The sequence below is a fragment of the Streptomyces justiciae genome (assembly GCF_015163075.1).
Classification (GTDB): domain Bacteria; phylum Actinomycetota; class Actinomycetes; order Streptomycetales; family Streptomycetaceae; genus Streptomyces; species Streptomyces justiciae.
Genome location: NZ_JADDXU010000004.1, coordinates 472264 through 485224, shown reverse-complemented (window position 1 = coordinate 485224; position 12961 = coordinate 472264). Strand labels below are relative to the sequence as shown.

General features: G+C 70.2%; 15 protein-coding genes. 5 read left to right on the top strand and 10 right to left on the bottom strand.

What is annotated here, in order from left to right; all coding sequences use genetic code 11:
- Positions 1–27 precede the first annotated feature (27 nt).
- Complete coding sequence (locus tag IQ210_RS14630) at positions 28–942, bottom strand: LysR family transcriptional regulator (RefSeq protein ID WP_194079412.1); 915 nt, start codon at positions 940–942, stop codon at positions 28–30.
- 161 nt (positions 943–1103) lie between these two features.
- On the opposite strand from IQ210_RS14630, the gene IQ210_RS14625 reads away from it, so the two are divergent.
- Both IQ210_RS14625 and IQ210_RS14620 read left to right on the top strand, forming a co-directional pair.
- Entirely contained in the window at positions 1104–3410 is a 2307-nt protein-coding gene (locus IQ210_RS14625; RefSeq protein ID WP_194079411.1) for an FdhF/YdeP family oxidoreductase, read from the top strand.
- A gap of 40 nt (positions 3411–3450) precedes the next feature.
- Positions 3451–4911 carry a peptidase M16 family protein gene (locus IQ210_RS14620; RefSeq protein WP_194079410.1) on the top strand — a complete coding sequence of 487 codons (1461 nt, stop codon included), beginning with the start codon at positions 3451–3453 and terminating at the stop codon, positions 4909–4911.
- Positions 4912–4932: 21 nt separating this feature from the next.
- Here the strand turns inward: IQ210_RS14620 and IQ210_RS14615 are convergent, their stop codons facing one another.
- On the bottom strand, positions 4933–5904 hold the full coding sequence (locus tag IQ210_RS14615; RefSeq protein WP_194079409.1) for a helix-turn-helix transcriptional regulator: 972 nt from the start codon (positions 5902–5904) through the stop codon (positions 4933–4935).
- Between the two features lie 94 nt (positions 5905–5998).
- Between IQ210_RS14615 and IQ210_RS14610 the strand changes: the two genes are divergently transcribed.
- The gene (locus IQ210_RS14610; protein WP_194079408.1) at positions 5999–6397 is read left to right on the top strand and encodes a VOC family protein; all 399 of its coding nucleotides are present in this window, start codon (positions 5999–6001) and stop codon (positions 6395–6397) included.
- Positions 6398–6431: 34 nt separating this feature from the next.
- Here the strand turns inward: IQ210_RS14610 and IQ210_RS14605 are convergent, their stop codons facing one another.
- Positions 6432–6995, bottom strand: coding sequence for a dihydrofolate reductase family protein (locus IQ210_RS14605; RefSeq protein ID WP_194079407.1), 564 nt, complete (start codon positions 6993–6995; stop codon positions 6432–6434).
- Between the two features lie 145 nt (positions 6996–7140).
- On the opposite strand from IQ210_RS14605, the gene IQ210_RS14600 reads away from it, so the two are divergent.
- Positions 7141–7989, top strand: a complete 849-nt coding sequence (locus IQ210_RS14600) for an alpha/beta hydrolase (RefSeq protein ID WP_194079406.1) — start codon at positions 7141–7143, stop codon at positions 7987–7989.
- Between the two features lie 18 nt (positions 7990–8007).
- On the opposite strand, the gene IQ210_RS14595 is transcribed toward IQ210_RS14600, so the two are convergent.
- Positions 8008–8448: a VOC family protein gene (locus tag IQ210_RS14595; RefSeq protein ID WP_194079405.1), complete on the bottom strand. Its 441-nt coding sequence runs from the start codon at positions 8446–8448 to the stop codon at positions 8008–8010.
- Positions 8449–8625: 177 nt separating this feature from the next.
- Between IQ210_RS14595 and IQ210_RS14590 the strand changes: the two genes are divergently transcribed.
- Positions 8626–9525 (top strand): aminoglycoside phosphotransferase family protein, encoded by a 900-nt coding sequence (locus IQ210_RS14590; RefSeq protein ID WP_194079404.1) that lies wholly within the window; start codon positions 8626–8628, stop codon positions 9523–9525.
- An 82-nt stretch (positions 9526–9607) separates the two neighbouring features.
- Here the strand turns inward: IQ210_RS14590 and ykgO are convergent, their stop codons facing one another.
- The 6 genes from ykgO to IQ210_RS14560 all read right to left on the bottom strand — a co-directional run bounded on the left by ykgO (position 9608) and on the right by IQ210_RS14560 (position 12818).
- Positions 9608–9730 (bottom strand): type B 50S ribosomal protein L36, encoded by a 123-nt coding sequence (gene ykgO / locus IQ210_RS14585; RefSeq protein WP_014669332.1) that lies wholly within the window; start codon positions 9728–9730, stop codon positions 9608–9610.
- A 38-nt stretch (positions 9731–9768) separates the two neighbouring features.
- Positions 9769–10029 carry a type B 50S ribosomal protein L31 gene (locus IQ210_RS14580; RefSeq protein WP_194079403.1) on the bottom strand — a complete coding sequence of 87 codons (261 nt, stop codon included), beginning with the start codon at positions 10027–10029 and terminating at the stop codon, positions 9769–9771.
- A gap of 46 nt (positions 10030–10075) precedes the next feature.
- Positions 10076–10240: a 50S ribosomal protein L33 gene (rpmG, locus tag IQ210_RS14575; protein WP_194079402.1), complete on the bottom strand. Its 165-nt coding sequence runs from the start codon at positions 10238–10240 to the stop codon at positions 10076–10078.
- 114 nt (positions 10241–10354) lie between these two features.
- Positions 10355–11416, bottom strand: a complete 1062-nt coding sequence (locus tag IQ210_RS14570) for an SPFH domain-containing protein (RefSeq protein WP_194079401.1) — start codon at positions 11414–11416, stop codon at positions 10355–10357.
- A gap of 29 nt (positions 11417–11445) precedes the next feature.
- Positions 11446–11883 (bottom strand): NfeD family protein, encoded by a 438-nt coding sequence (locus tag IQ210_RS14565; RefSeq protein WP_194079400.1) that lies wholly within the window; start codon positions 11881–11883, stop codon positions 11446–11448.
- Between the two features lie 101 nt (positions 11884–11984).
- On the bottom strand, positions 11985–12818 hold the full coding sequence (locus IQ210_RS14560; RefSeq protein WP_194079399.1) for a PIG-L family deacetylase: 834 nt from the start codon (positions 12816–12818) through the stop codon (positions 11985–11987).
- Positions 12819–12961: the final 143 nt, after the last annotated feature.

The window sequence follows — 12961 nt, the reverse complement described above, 5'->3', positions numbered from 1 at the left end:
GCTCCCGGGCTCGCAGGAGCGGCGCCGTCAGTCCGGTAGTCCTTCCAGCGTCGCGGCGATCACGGCGCGGTCCACCACGTCGATCAGTGCCTGGCCGATCGGGGCGACCGGCTCGCGGGCGGGCAGCACCAGGCCCATCCGCTCGGTGCGTACCGGGTCCACCAGCGGGACGGCGTGCATGCCGGGCGGGACGCCGAAGACGTGCAGCCAGGCGTGCGGTACGACGCTTGCCCAATGTCCGGCCCTGACCTGGGCGAACATGGAGGCGATCGAGTCGGTCTCCACTCTCGGCGTCACCCGGACACCGACCGAGTCGAATGCCGCGTCGATGACCTGACGCCCCTGCATCCCGGGGTGCAGCAGGCAGAGCGGGTAGTGCGCGGCCTCCTCCCAGGGAATCTCCGCGGGGCCCGACTCGGGGACGGTGCGCTGGGTCAGGAGGACGTACCGCTCCTGGTAGAGCGGGACGAACTTGAAATCGTGCGCGGCGACGGTGCTGTGATAGGTGACGGCGGCGTCGAGTTCGTACGTCCTGAGCCGGTTGATGATGTCCTCGGACTGCAGATCGGCGAAGACCTGGACGGTGGCGAGGGGGTTGGCGGCGCAGAACGGCTGGGTCAGCAGGGCGACCGCCGTGGCCGCGGTGGGCACGGTGCCGATGCGCAGCCTCCCGCTGAGCCCGGCCCGCAGGGACTGGAGCTCGCCCCGCATCGCGTCCCGGTCGGCGAGGATGCGCCGGGCCCACATGACGACCCGCTCGCCCTCCGGTGTGAACCCCTCGAATCTGCGTCCGCGCTGGACGAGGGGCACGCCGAGTTCGTCCTCCAGTTTCCGGATGCCCTCGGACAGGGTCGGCTGGGAGACGTAGCAGGCCTGCGCCGCCTTGGCGAAGTGGCGGGCGCGGGCGAGGGCGACGAGGTATTCGAGTTGGCGCAGCAGCACCCTGCCAATGATCCATGGCCCGCGGCGCGACGGCATCGGGGCCCGCCGTTTCACCGGGTTGATCGGCAACGCCTCTCACGTGATCGGAACTACCGCTTTGACCTGGGCCGACGTGCGGGCGAAGAGTGGGCCGGAGGACAGGGCGGAAAGGGCGTGGCGTGATGCGGGACTTCGACGTGGACGAACCGAGTGAGGACGGGCTGTCGGTGTCGGCCCCGAAGACCTGGGCCACCGGTGCTCCCGCCGTCGTGCACGCGCTGCAGTACGCGCTGGGCCAGACCTCGCCGAAGCGGACCGCGCTGACCCTGCTCAACATCAACCAGGCCAAGGGCTTCGACTGCCCGGGCTGTGCCTGGCCCGAGCCCGCCCCGGGGAAGCGCCACCTCAACGAGTACTGCGAGAACGGCGCCAAGCACATCGCCGACGAGGCCACCTCCCGCCGGGTCACGGCCGACTTCTTCCGGCAGCACTCCGTCGACGAGCTCAGCCGGAAGTCCGACTACTGGCTCAACCAGCAGGGCCGCCTCACCGAACCGATGGTGCTGCGCGAGGGCGCGACGCACTACGAGCCGATCGGCTGGGACGAGGCACTGGACCTCCTCGCCGCCGAACTGCGCGCCCTGGACCACCCGGACGAGGCGCTGTTCTACACCTCCGGCCGTCTCGCCAACGAACCCGCCTTCCTGCTCCAGCTGTTCGCACGGGCCTTCGGCACCAACAACCTCCCCGACTGCTCCAACATGTGCCATGAGTCCAGCGGTTCGGCCCTGGGCGAGACCCTGGGCATCGGCAAGGGCAGCGTCAGCCTCGACGACCTCTACGACTCGGACCTCGTGTTCGTCGTGGGCCAGAACCCGGGCACCAACCACCCGCGCATGCTGTCCGCCCTGGAGGAGACCAAGCGCCGCGGCGGCCATGTCGTCGCCGTCAACCCGCTGCCCGAGGCCGGACTGCTGCGCTTCAAGCACCCCCAGAAGGCCCGCGGGATCATCGGCCGCGGCACCGACATCGCCGACCAGTTCCTCCAGATACGACCCGGAGGCGACCTCGCCCTGTTCCAGGCGCTGAACCTGATGCTGGTGGAGGCGGAGGACAAGGAGCCGGGCACCGTCCTGGACCGCGCGTTCATCGAGGCCCACACCACGGGCTACGACGCCTTCGCCGAGCACATCCGGGAGACGTCCTGGGATGCCGTGCTGGAGGCCACCGGGCTGAGCCGGGACGAGATCGAGCAGGTCCACGAGCGGGTGCTGGCCAGCCGCAGTGTCATCGTCTGCTGGGCGATGGGCCTGACCCAGCACAAGCACGGTGTGCCCACCATCCGTGAGGTCGTCAACTTCCTTCTGCTGCGCGGCAACATCGGCCGCCCGGGCGCGGGCGTGTGCCCGGTGCGCGGGCACAGCAACGTCCAGGGTGACCGCACGATGGGTATCTGGGAGCGGATGCCGCAGGCCTTCCTGGACTCCCTGGAACGCGAGTTCGGCTTCGCTCCGCCCACCCGCCACGGCCTGGACTCCGTGGACTCGATCCGCGCCATGCGCGACGGACGCGCGAAGGTCTTCCTCGGCGTGGCGGGCAATTTCGTGCGGGCCACACCGGACAGCGACGTCACCGAACAGGCCCTGCGCAACTGCCGGTTGACCGCGCACATCTCGACCAAGCTCAACCGCTCGCACGCGGTGTGCGGACGCACCGCGCTGATCCTGCCCACGCTGGGCCGCAGCGACCGCGACCTCCAGGCGGGCGGCGAGCAGTTCATGACGGTCGAGGACTCCATGAGCGAGGTCCACGCCACCCGCGGCCGTCTCGCGCCCGCGTCCCCGCACCTGCTGAGCGAGGTGTCCATCATCACCCGCCTCGCCCGCAAGGTGCTGGGCTCGTCTCCGGACGTCCCCTGGGCGGACTTCGAGACCGACTACGACCTCGTCCGCGACCGCATCGCCCGGGTCGTCGACGGCTTCGAGGACTTCAACGAACGGGTGCGCCGCCCCGGCGGATTCCGCCTGCCCAACCCGGTGAACTCCCGTGAGTTCCGCACGCCCAGCGGCAAGGCCGTCTTCAGCGTCAACGCTTTCACCCTGCTGCAAGCGCCCAAGGGCCACCTCGTCCTGCAGACCCTGCGCTCCCACGACCAGTGGAACACCATCCCCTACGCCATGGACGACCGCTACCGGGGCATCAAGGGCGGACGGCGCGTGGTCCTCGTCAACCCGGCCGACCTCGCCGATCTCGGCCTCACGGACGGCAGCCTCGTCGACCTGGTCAGCGTCTGGTCCGACGGCGTCGAACGCCGTGCGGAAGCGTTCCGCGTCGTCGGCTACTCCACTCCCCCGGGTTCGGCCGCCGCCTACTACCCGGAGACCAACGTCCTGGTGCCGCTCGACAGCGTCGCCGACATCAGCAACACCCCGACGTCGAAGAGCGTCATCGTCCGGCTGGAACCCACCGCCGTACCGGCACCGGCCTGAGGCTTGGGAGCTTGGCATATGTGCTGGTTAGGGTGCGTCCATGCATCACAGCCATGTCGACGGCGTGCCCGTCTTCCGGTGTGCCGAGGCCGGGGAGCTCCGTGCCACGCTGCGCTTCGGCGCGGGTGTCCGTGACGAGGCGTATCGCACCCGCGGGGTCAGCGCCCTGGTGGCCGCTCTCGCCGTACGGGAGACAGGGCGTCGGACCTCGGAAACGGCGCTGTCCGTGCGTGCCGCCACCGGCATAGGGGAGACCGCGTTCAGTGTCTCCGGCCGGACTGAGGACGTCGTCGAGCAGCTGGCGGCGTTGTGTGCGGCCCTGGGCGAGCTGCCGGTGGACGGGGTGGCCGCTGGGGTGGGCGCGGCGTCCTGCCTGCCCTGGCCGGCCGCCGCCGCGCTCAACGCCCGCTACGGAGCACAAGCCTCCGGCCTGGACGGGCAGGAGCGCACCTGCCCCTGGCCGCCGACCACGGAAATGGTGCAGGCGCACGCCGCGACCTGGTTCACCAAAGCCAACGCCGTCCTCACCCTGACCGGTCCGGAGCCGGTCGGTCTACGGCTCCCCCTGCCGGAGGGCAATCGTCCCCAGCGCTCGGCGCCCCGGGCCCGCTACCCGCGCGCCTCCTGGACCCACCGGAGCATCGACGGCATCGCCGTCTCCGTCGAGACTCCCGTCGACTCCGCGGCCTCGGACGTCGCCCACCGCGTCCTCCACGACCGCGTGACCGCCGCGCTGGCCGAACGACCCACTCCCGTGGGCCCGGTGGAGACGACGGTGGTGCCGCACGACTCCAAGACAGTCGTCCGGCTCCTGTTCACCCCGGCGCCCGCCGACGCCGTCGAAGAAGTGGCCGCCACCCTGTGGTCGCACGCGCTGCGCCTGGCCAGGATCGCACCCGAACAGACCGAGGTGGACCGGCACCGACGCGACGCGACGCCGCTCCTCGACATCGCCGCCCACGCCGAACTGTTCGGCACTCCCGACCCCGACGAGGACGGCCGGCGACGCGCCTTGGACGCCGTCACCCCGGACGACGTACGCGACGCCTGGCGGCTGGCCATGAGCCAGGCCCAACTGGTCGTGCCCTCAGGCCAGCTCCTCGACCTGGCCGGCCCCGACGGCCGCCGACTGTGGTGCACCTCCTGCTGGACCTGGGACGAACTTCCCCCCTGGGGCGAGAAGTTCCACGAACCACTGCGCAGACGGGCTGTCCGACGATCCCAGGAGCGGCACTGGACGATCCTGACCCGCGATTCGGTGGTGTTCTGCACCGCCGGCCCTTTCCACACGCTCCGCTTCGACGAGGTCATCGCCGTCGTACGGCACGGCTCCGAGCGCGTCCTGATCGGCCGCTGCGGCTGCGAAATCGGCATCGATCCGGCCTGGTACCGCGGTGGACGACGACTGATCCGCGCCCTGGACGAGGCGGTCCCGGCACAACTCGCCTACGACTGCGACGAAGAGCGCGACTCACACGTACAACGGCCCTCGCGCGCCTAGATATACCGCTGTTCCTCACCATCAGGCTTGGCGGGCGCGGGACTTGAGGCGATCGGCGAATGCGAGGAGGAGGTCGCGGAGTTCGGCGGGGCGCTCGATGACGAACGGCCGGTCGAGTGCGGCGAGTACCGGAGGCAGCCAGTCGAGCCGCTCGGCCCGCAGCTCGACGCGGAGCCAGCTCTCAGCCGCGTGCTCCTCTTCCTCCAGTTTCGCAACGCCGGCGGGGAGATGGGCACGGATCTGCTCGACGGTCCCGTGGATGCGCAAGATCACCTCGTGCCGGTAGTCGGCCGTAGCGAATCCCGACACCACGCGCTCTGCCGGGCCGGAGCCGACGGGCACTTCGAACGAGCCGGGCAGGGTCCGCGCGTCGGCGATGCGGTCGAGCCGGAAGGTCCGGTCCTCGCCGACCTGGGGGTCCTTCCCCGTCACATACCAGCGGCCCGCATGGGCGACGATCCCGTAGGCGTGCAGGGTGCGTTCGCTGCGTCGTCCGTCGCGGTCGGTGTAGCGGATCGAGACGGGGCGGCGGTGGCGCACGGCATCGGCGAGGGTGAGCAGGACTCCGGCGTCCGGGGCGTCGAACTCGCCGGGCTGGTCCGTGAAGTCGAGGGCGTCCAGGAGGGCGTCGAGTCTGCGGGCAATGTGCTGGGGCAACACCCGCCGGATCTTCGCCGACGCCGTCTCGTTCGCCGTGCGCTGCGTCGTCGTCAGCCCGGCCCTGCGACCCGCGACCAGGCCGAGCAGCACGGCCAGCGCCTCGTCGTCGCTGAGCATGAGCGGCGGCAGGCGGTACCCGGGCGCCAGCCGATACCCGCCGTAGCGGCCACGCACCGACTCCACCGGCACGTCCAGGTCGATCAGCTGCTGCACGTACCGCCGCACGGTGCGCCCCTCCACGCCGAGCCGGTCGGCGAGCTCGGCCACGGTCCGGGTGCCGCCCGACTGGAGCAGCTCCAGCAGGGTCAGCACGCGGCCGGTGGGTCGAGGCATGTGAGCAGCCTAGCCCCGATACAGGACCGGTTCTGTCCGGTATTTCTCCTAGCCTGCGACGCGTACGCCTCCAGCACAGCCAAGGAGATCTCTCATGGACTTCGTCTCGATCCGCATCATCACCGGCGACGTCGCGCGCCTCGTCGACTTCTACGAGCGCGCCACGGAGACGCGGGCGGCCTGGGCCACCGAGGACTTCGCCGAGCTCAGGACCGCGGGCGCCACCCTCGCGATCGCCGGCACCCGCACCGTCCCGCTGTTCGCCCCGGGCTCTGCCCGCCCCGCGGACAACCGCAGCGTGATCACCGAGTTCCTGGTCGACGACGTGGACCGCGTCCACCGGAACCTGACCGACTTCGTGACCGACTTCGTCGCCGGGCCCACCACGATGCCCTGGGGCAACCGGTCACTGCTGTTCCGCGACCCCGACGGCAACCTCGTCAACTTCTTCACGCCCGTCACGCCGGTGGCCGTCGAGAAGTTCGCACGCTGACGTCACGCACAGCCGCGCACCGCGGATCTGCTTCTCAGACCCGCGGAATGTCGCGGCCGGTGGGCCGGTACTCGACCAGCAGCACCCGGCGGTCCAGCACCCGGTGGCCGACCAGCTCCAGATCGGCCGAGGCCACATCCGCGAAGAACGGCTCGCGGCCTGACGTACCCACGAGCAGCGGGAACGTCATCAGCCTCAGCCGGTCCACGACGCCCGCGGCACAGAGCTGCCGGGCGACCAAGAGACTCCCGATGGTGCGCAGCGGCACATCGCTGTCGATTTTGAGTCGAGTGACCTCGGTGACGAGGTCGTCATGACACACGTGTGTGTTCGGCCATGAGGCCGTCTCCAGCGTCGACGAGAACACGACCTTGTCCAGCTTGGTCATCCGGTGCCAGGAGTCGTCGCGCGCCTCCTCGGGCAGACCGGCGAGCGCCTCGTACGTGCGTCGCCCCAGGACCACCAGTTGCGGCACCGCCAACTCCTCGGTGATCCACTCTTCGAGCTCGGGGCCGAAGTAACCGAAGTAACCCGGCGATTCCGCCCCGCCGGCCCACCCGTCGACCGAGAGAAACACATCCACGGTCAGGGTCTGCATAGCTGCCCCCTTCGGGGTCTCGCGCGTCTACGGCCCCCGCATCCTCCCGGGAACCCTTCCGCAGGAGACGTCGGAGCCACTCCGCATTCTTCGACATCGCCAAACCCGTTTGAGAGGGCTCGTGATCTCTCCTAGGTTGGCCCGCGTGACCATCGAGGTGCCCTACCAGCCGCTTCCGGTCGACCAGTCGGACGTCCGCTACGCCCACGGCCCCGACTCGGCCGTCCCGCCCGGCGTGCCGGCCGGCGAGACACTCGAGTTCGACTGGAACGACAGCGCGATCTACCCGGGCACGTCCCGGAAGTTCTGGGTCCATGTGCCCGCCGCTTACGACCCCGCGCAACCGGCGTCGCTGATGGTGTTCCAGGACGGCTGGTGGTACCTGGACCCCGACGGAGAGGTCCGCGGCGGGATCGTCCTGGACAATCTCGTGCATCGCGGCGAACTCCCGGTCACCATCGGCGTGTTCGTCGACCCCGGTGTCTTCCCCGACCGTGAGAACCCGAAGAACCGCAACACCGAGTACGACGCCTTCGACGACCGCTACGCCCGTTTCCTCCTGGACGAGATCGTCCCCGAGGTCACGCGGCGGTTCGCGATCGCCGCGGATCCCGACCGGTGGGGCATCTGCGGGGGCAGCAGCGGCGGCAACTGCGCCTTCACCGCGGCATGGCTGCACCCGGACAGGTTCCGCCGCGTCATCGGCTACCTGTCCAGCTTCGCGCAGATGCCCGGCGGCAACCCCTACCCCGAGCTGATCCCCCGCACTCCCCGCAAGCCGCTGCGCGTCTTCCTCCAAGCCGGCCATCGCGACCTGCGCTGGAACGAACCGGAGGCGAACTGGCTGGCCCACAACCTGCGCGTCGCGGCCGCGCTCGCCGAGGCCGGATACGACTTCCGGCTCGTCCTGGGCGACGGCGGCCACAGCCCCAACCACGGCGGCGTGCTGCTCCCCGACGCCCTGCGCTGGCTGTGGCGGCCCGACGAAGCCTGAGCAGCGGCGCCGGAGGGTTCAGCCCAGTTGCTGGGCCAGGCCCACGATGATCCCCTCGGGGCCGCGGACGTAGCAGAGCAGGTAGCTGTCCTCGTACCGGGCGATCTCACCGAGGAGTTCGGCGCCGTGCGGGCGCAGGCGGGCGACGGTGTCCTCGATGTCGTCGACGGCGAACATCACGCGATGCGTGCCCAGAACGTTGTGCGGCCGGTTGCGCGGCCCGTCGCTGATCACTGCCGGGTTGCGGTACTTCGCCAGCTCGAGTCGGCCGTGACCGTCCGGGGTTCGCACCATCGCGATGTCGCAGCGGACGCCGTCGAGTCCGGTGCACTGGTCGGCGAAGAGGCCCTCGACCTCCGCCCGGCCCTCCAGCTCCATGCCGAGTTCCACGAAGAACGCGATGGCGGCGTCCATGTCCTCGACGACGATGCCGACGTTGTCCATCCGCTGAATCGCCATGACGGTTCCTCCTCCTTCGTCGTGCGGCCGGTGGTGGCCGCTGATGTCCCTGGGACGGAGCCGGTGACACGTTCTCGACATCCGCAGCCGGTCTTTTCGCCGACCATAGTCACGTGCGGTCGGCCGTTCCGGAGAGCGGGCGCCGCTCCGCGTGCCGTCTCGGTACTGTCGGTTCGCATGACCGACACGGAGATCGAGATCACCGCGGACCTGGTCCGCGACCTGCTGCGGGAGCAGCATCCGGACCTCGCGGGGCTGGCCGTCCGCGAGGTGGCGGGCGGCTGGGGGAACCAGATGTGGCGCCTCGGGGACGAGTTGGCCGTACGGATGCAGCGCATGGACCCCACCCCGGAGCTCCAGCTCAAGGAGCGGCGGTGGCTGCCCGTGCTGGCCCCGCGGCTGCCGCTGCCGGTGCCGACTCCGGTGCGGTTCGGCGAGCCGTCCGCGCGGTTCCCGAAGCACTGGACCGTGATGACGTGGGTTCCCGGCGAGCCGCTGGACCACGGCTCGATCAGCCGCGGCGCCCACGCGGCCGACACCTTGGCGGGCTTCCTTCGGGCGCTGCATGTGGAGGCGCCCGCCGATGCGCCGATCGCCAGGGACCGCGGCGCCCATCCCAGGAACTGCACGGACGGCTTCGAGAACTTCCTCCAGGCCGTGGCCCTTGAGGACGACCTCGCTGCCGAAGTGCGGGCCGTCTGGGACGACGCCGTCGCGGCTCCGGCGTGGGAGGGCCCGGCCGTGTGGGTGCACGGCGACCTCCATCCCGCGAACGTCGTCGTCTCGGAGGGAACGCTCTCGGGCATCGTCGACTTCGGTGACATGTTCGCCGGCGATCCGGCGTGGGACCTCGCCGCCGCATGGGTGCTGCTGCCCGCGGGTGCGGCTGCACGGTTCTTCGACGCGTACGCGCGTGCCGACGACGCGGCGATCCGGCGCGCCCGCGGCCTGGCCGCGATGAAGTGCCTCTTCCTGATGCTCATGGGACAGAACGGAGATCGGGGTCTTCCCGGCGGCAAGCCGCACTGGGGACCTGTGGGCCGGGCGGCACTTGATCGGGTCCTGAAGGGCGTCTGAAGCGGGCGTCTCTCCCCGGCAACAGCGCAGCCCGGCACCACCGTTGCGGTGCCGGGCTGCTGTGATGCGGCCTGCTGGGACGTCAGCCCTGGCGGGCCTTGAAGCGGGGGTCCTTCTTGTTAATCACGAAGGTCACCCCGCGCCGGCGGACCACCTGGGCTCCGGGCTTGGCCTTCAGTGAGCGAAGGGAATTGCGCACCTTCACAGTGGTCTCCTTCCAGTGGGTGGGGGGCTTGGGCGGCGTCAGTGACGGGCGGCGGCCGTACGGCCGTAGCGCCGCTCGAAGCGCTCCACCCGGCCCGCGGTGTCCACGACCCGCGAGGTGCCGGTGTAGAACGGGTGGCTCGCGGACGAGATGTCCACGTCGACGACCGGGTACGTGATGCCGTCCTCCCACTCGACGGTGTCCCGTGCGTCGAGGGTGGAGCGGGTGAGCAGTCGGAAGCCTGCCGCGCGGTCGCGGAAGACGACGGGGCGGGAGACGGGGTGGATGCCGGGCCTCATGGGTGGTGCCTCCTTCGTGTGCCTCGGTCGGCGGCCGAGGCGGTGGTCATCGTTCTTCGCGGAACAGCAGGTGCCGGCCGGCCACCGAGTCGTACTTGCGCAGGACGAGCCGGTCGGGGTCGTTCAGACGGCTCTTGCGGGTCACGTAGGTCACTCCGGTACCGGCTGTCGACCTGAGCTTGACCACGGGCCGCGCGGTGCTGCGTGCCATGAGGTTCTCCTTCCACCATCACCGAGTCGATTGACCCGGTCATGTCATGCAGTGTCTGTAACGCACCTCCCCGGCAGTACATTCCCGGGCCGGCCGCGCTCGGCCGCCGTACCGCTACGCCCGGCGCGGCACCTGCGGCGACTGCGCGGCCTCGGCCTCCGCCTTGGCGTCGCTCACCGCCGCGGCGGCCTGTTTCTCGGCCTCGTCGGCGGCCGCGGCGGCGTCGCGCAGCACCGACGAGCCCGCCTCGAGCTCGGGGCTGCGAGCCTCGTCCGGTGCTTCCGCGGAGGGAGCGGGAGCCGTCGGGGCCCCGTCTCCGAAGGCACGGGTGACGGTCCGTACCGCCTCGGTCAGCTCCCCCGGGATCACCCAGAACGTGTTGTTGTCGCTGCTCGCCAGATGCGGCAACGTCTCCAGGTACTTGTAGGCGAGGACCTTCGGGTCGGCGTTGTTGCGGTGCACGGCCTGGAAGACGAGCTCCACCGCCTTCGCCTCGCCGTCCGCCCGCAGGATCATGGCCTGCTGGGCGCCCTGCGCCTCCAGGATGTCCTTCTGTTTCGTGCCCTCCGCGGTCAGGATCTTGGCCTGCCGCTCCCCTTCGGCGTGCAGGATGGCCGCGCGCTTGTCCCGCTCGGCCCGCATCTGCTTCTCCATCGCCTCCTTGATGGTGTGCGGAGGGTCGATGGCCTTGATCTCCACGCGGTTGACCCGGATGCCCCACTTGCCGGTGGCGTCGTCGAGGACGGCCCGCAGCCGGGAGTTGATCTCCTCGCGCGAGGTGAGCGTCTCCTCCAGGTCCATGCTGCCGATGACGTTCCGCAGCGTGGTCACGGTGAGCTGGTCGATCGCCTGCAGATAGTCGGCGACCTCGTAGGCCGCCGCCCGCGGATCGGTGATCTGGTAGTAGAGCACGGTGTCGATGTTCACCACGAGGTTGTCCTCGGTGATGACCGGCCGCGGGTCGGACGAATAGACCTGCTCCCGCACGTCGAGTTTGGTGTTGATGCGGTCCGCCATCGGCAGCACCAGGTTCAGCCCCGGTTGGAGGGTGCGCCGGTACCGGCCGAACCGCTCGATGTTGTAGCGGCGCGCCTGCGGGACGATCCGCACCGTGGAGGCGACGAGGAAGACGATGACGATGGCCGCCACGACGATGCTGATGACAACTGGTTCCACAGTGCCTCCATAGCTCTGCGTTCAGCCGCTCAGGGAAGAAGCTCGCGAGGGTAGACGACAGCGGTGGCGCCCTGGATCTCCATGACGTCGACCAGGGCCCCCACCGGGATCACATGACTCTCGTCGAAGGCCCGCGCGGTCCATTCCTCGCCGCCGAGTTTGACCAGGCCACGGGTCGCGGTGACCTCCTGCACGACCTCGGCGCGTCTGCCGATCAGCGCGTCGGTGCCGTCACGCATCACCGGCGGCTGTGCCATGTACCGCAGGGCGGCGGGGCGGGCGAGGAGCAGACCCGCCGCCGCCGTCGCGCCGAGCGCCACGAGCTGTCCGAGGGTGCCGACGCCCACACCGGCGACGACGGCGGCGACGAGTGCCGCGCCCGCGAACAGCCCCAGGACCAGTGTCAGGGTGAAGAACTCCGCGACGCCCAGCGCCGCGGCAAGGAGCAGCCATACGAACCATGGCATCCCATCGCCCTCCCTCGAAGGCCTTCTCCACCAAGCTACCTCCCACCACAACGGACCGGACCGGCGCGGCGGCAGCGCTTCTCGAAGGGAGGGCGGGCGGATCAGCGCAGCCCGGCGAAAAGATCGTTCTCCGGTACGGCCGCCCCGGTGGTGTCCCGGACCCGGACGAAGGTCTCCATGCCCATCAACTCGCCGAACCTCTCCTTGCCCAACCTGAGGAAGAAGATGTTCTCGCCCTGGCTGGCGTGCGCGGCCAGGGCGTCGAACTTCTGGTCGCTGAACCCGGTCGTGTCCACCCACGTGGTGATCTCGTCGTCGGGCAGACCGATCTCGGCGAGCGCGGCGGCCTCCTCGGGGTCCGGCTCCGGCATGTCCGCACCGAACTCGCGCATGATCTCGCCGAACCGCTGCATCATCGAGTGCGGCGCCGTCGTCCAGTACACCTTCGGTGTCAGCTCGGTCATCTCCAGCGCCGCCATGGTGATGCGGTGGGCCTGGATGTGGTCGGGGTGGCCGTAGAAACCGTTCTCGTCATAGGTGACGACCACGTCGGGCTGGTAATGCCGCATGAGTTCCGCGAGCCGGGCTGCGCCTTCCTCGACCGGGGTCTGCCAGAACGATCCCGGGGCGTCGTTGCTCGGCCAGCCCATCATTCCGGAGTCGGCGTAGTCCAGCAGCTCCAGGTCGCTGACCTTCAGGACCTCGCAGCTCGCCGCGAGTTCCTGGCGGCGCATCTCGGCGACCGCCGCCGGATCGTGCCCGGGATCGCCCGGCTTCACGCCCCCCGGTCCGTCACCGCAACTGCCGTCGGTACAGGTGACGAGCACCGTGCGGATTCCTTCCGCCGCATACCGCGCCAGGACTCCCCCGGTCCCGGTGGCCTCGTCGTCGGGGTGGGCGTGCACTGCCATGAGCGTCAAGGGCCGGTCGGTCATGAAGGTGTCCTCCTGGAGAAATATGTGTGGATCATCCAAGCAGTGCGGCGGATTCGCCGCCGTTCTGGGGTCCGGCTCCTGGTGGGGCGGACGACCTCGTGGTCCCCGTGTTCCCCGTCCGGGCGGCGCCGGTCCCTCGGTCG

Bases quoted from the DNA above. Each gene is read 5' to 3' on its own strand.
- IQ210_RS14615 (WP_194079409.1), bottom strand. From the start codon at position 5,904: ATGCCTCGACCCACCGGCCGCGTGCTGACCCTGCTGGAGCTGCTCCAG.
- IQ210_RS14625 (WP_194079411.1), top strand. From the start codon at position 1,104: ATGCGGGACTTCGACGTGGACGAACCGAGTGAGGACGGGCTGTCGGTG.
- IQ210_RS14605 (WP_194079407.1), bottom strand. From the start codon at position 6,995: ATGCAGACCCTGACCGTGGATGTGTTTCTCTCGGTCGACGGGTGGGCC.
- IQ210_RS14580 (WP_194079403.1), bottom strand. From the start codon at position 10,029: ATGAGGCCCGGCATCCACCCCGTCTCCCGCCCCGTCGTCTTCCGCGAC.
- rpmG (WP_194079402.1), bottom strand. From the start codon at position 10,240: ATGGCACGCAGCACCGCGCGGCCCGTGGTCAAGCTCAGGTCGACAGCC.
- IQ210_RS14595 (WP_194079405.1), bottom strand. From the start codon at position 8,448: ATGGCGATTCAGCGGATGGACAACGTCGGCATCGTCGTCGAGGACATG.
- IQ210_RS14610 (WP_194079408.1), top strand. From the start codon at position 5,999: ATGGACTTCGTCTCGATCCGCATCATCACCGGCGACGTCGCGCGCCTC.
- IQ210_RS14565 (WP_194079400.1), bottom strand. From the start codon at position 11,883: ATGCCATGGTTCGTATGGCTGCTCCTTGCCGCGGCGCTGGGCGTCGCG.
- IQ210_RS14620 (WP_194079410.1), top strand. From the start codon at position 3,451: ATGCATCACAGCCATGTCGACGGCGTGCCCGTCTTCCGGTGTGCCGAG.
- IQ210_RS14560 (WP_194079399.1), bottom strand. From the start codon at position 12,818: ATGACCGACCGGCCCTTGACGCTCATGGCAGTGCACGCCCACCCCGAC.
- IQ210_RS14590 (WP_194079404.1), top strand. From the start codon at position 8,626: ATGACCGACACGGAGATCGAGATCACCGCGGACCTGGTCCGCGACCTG.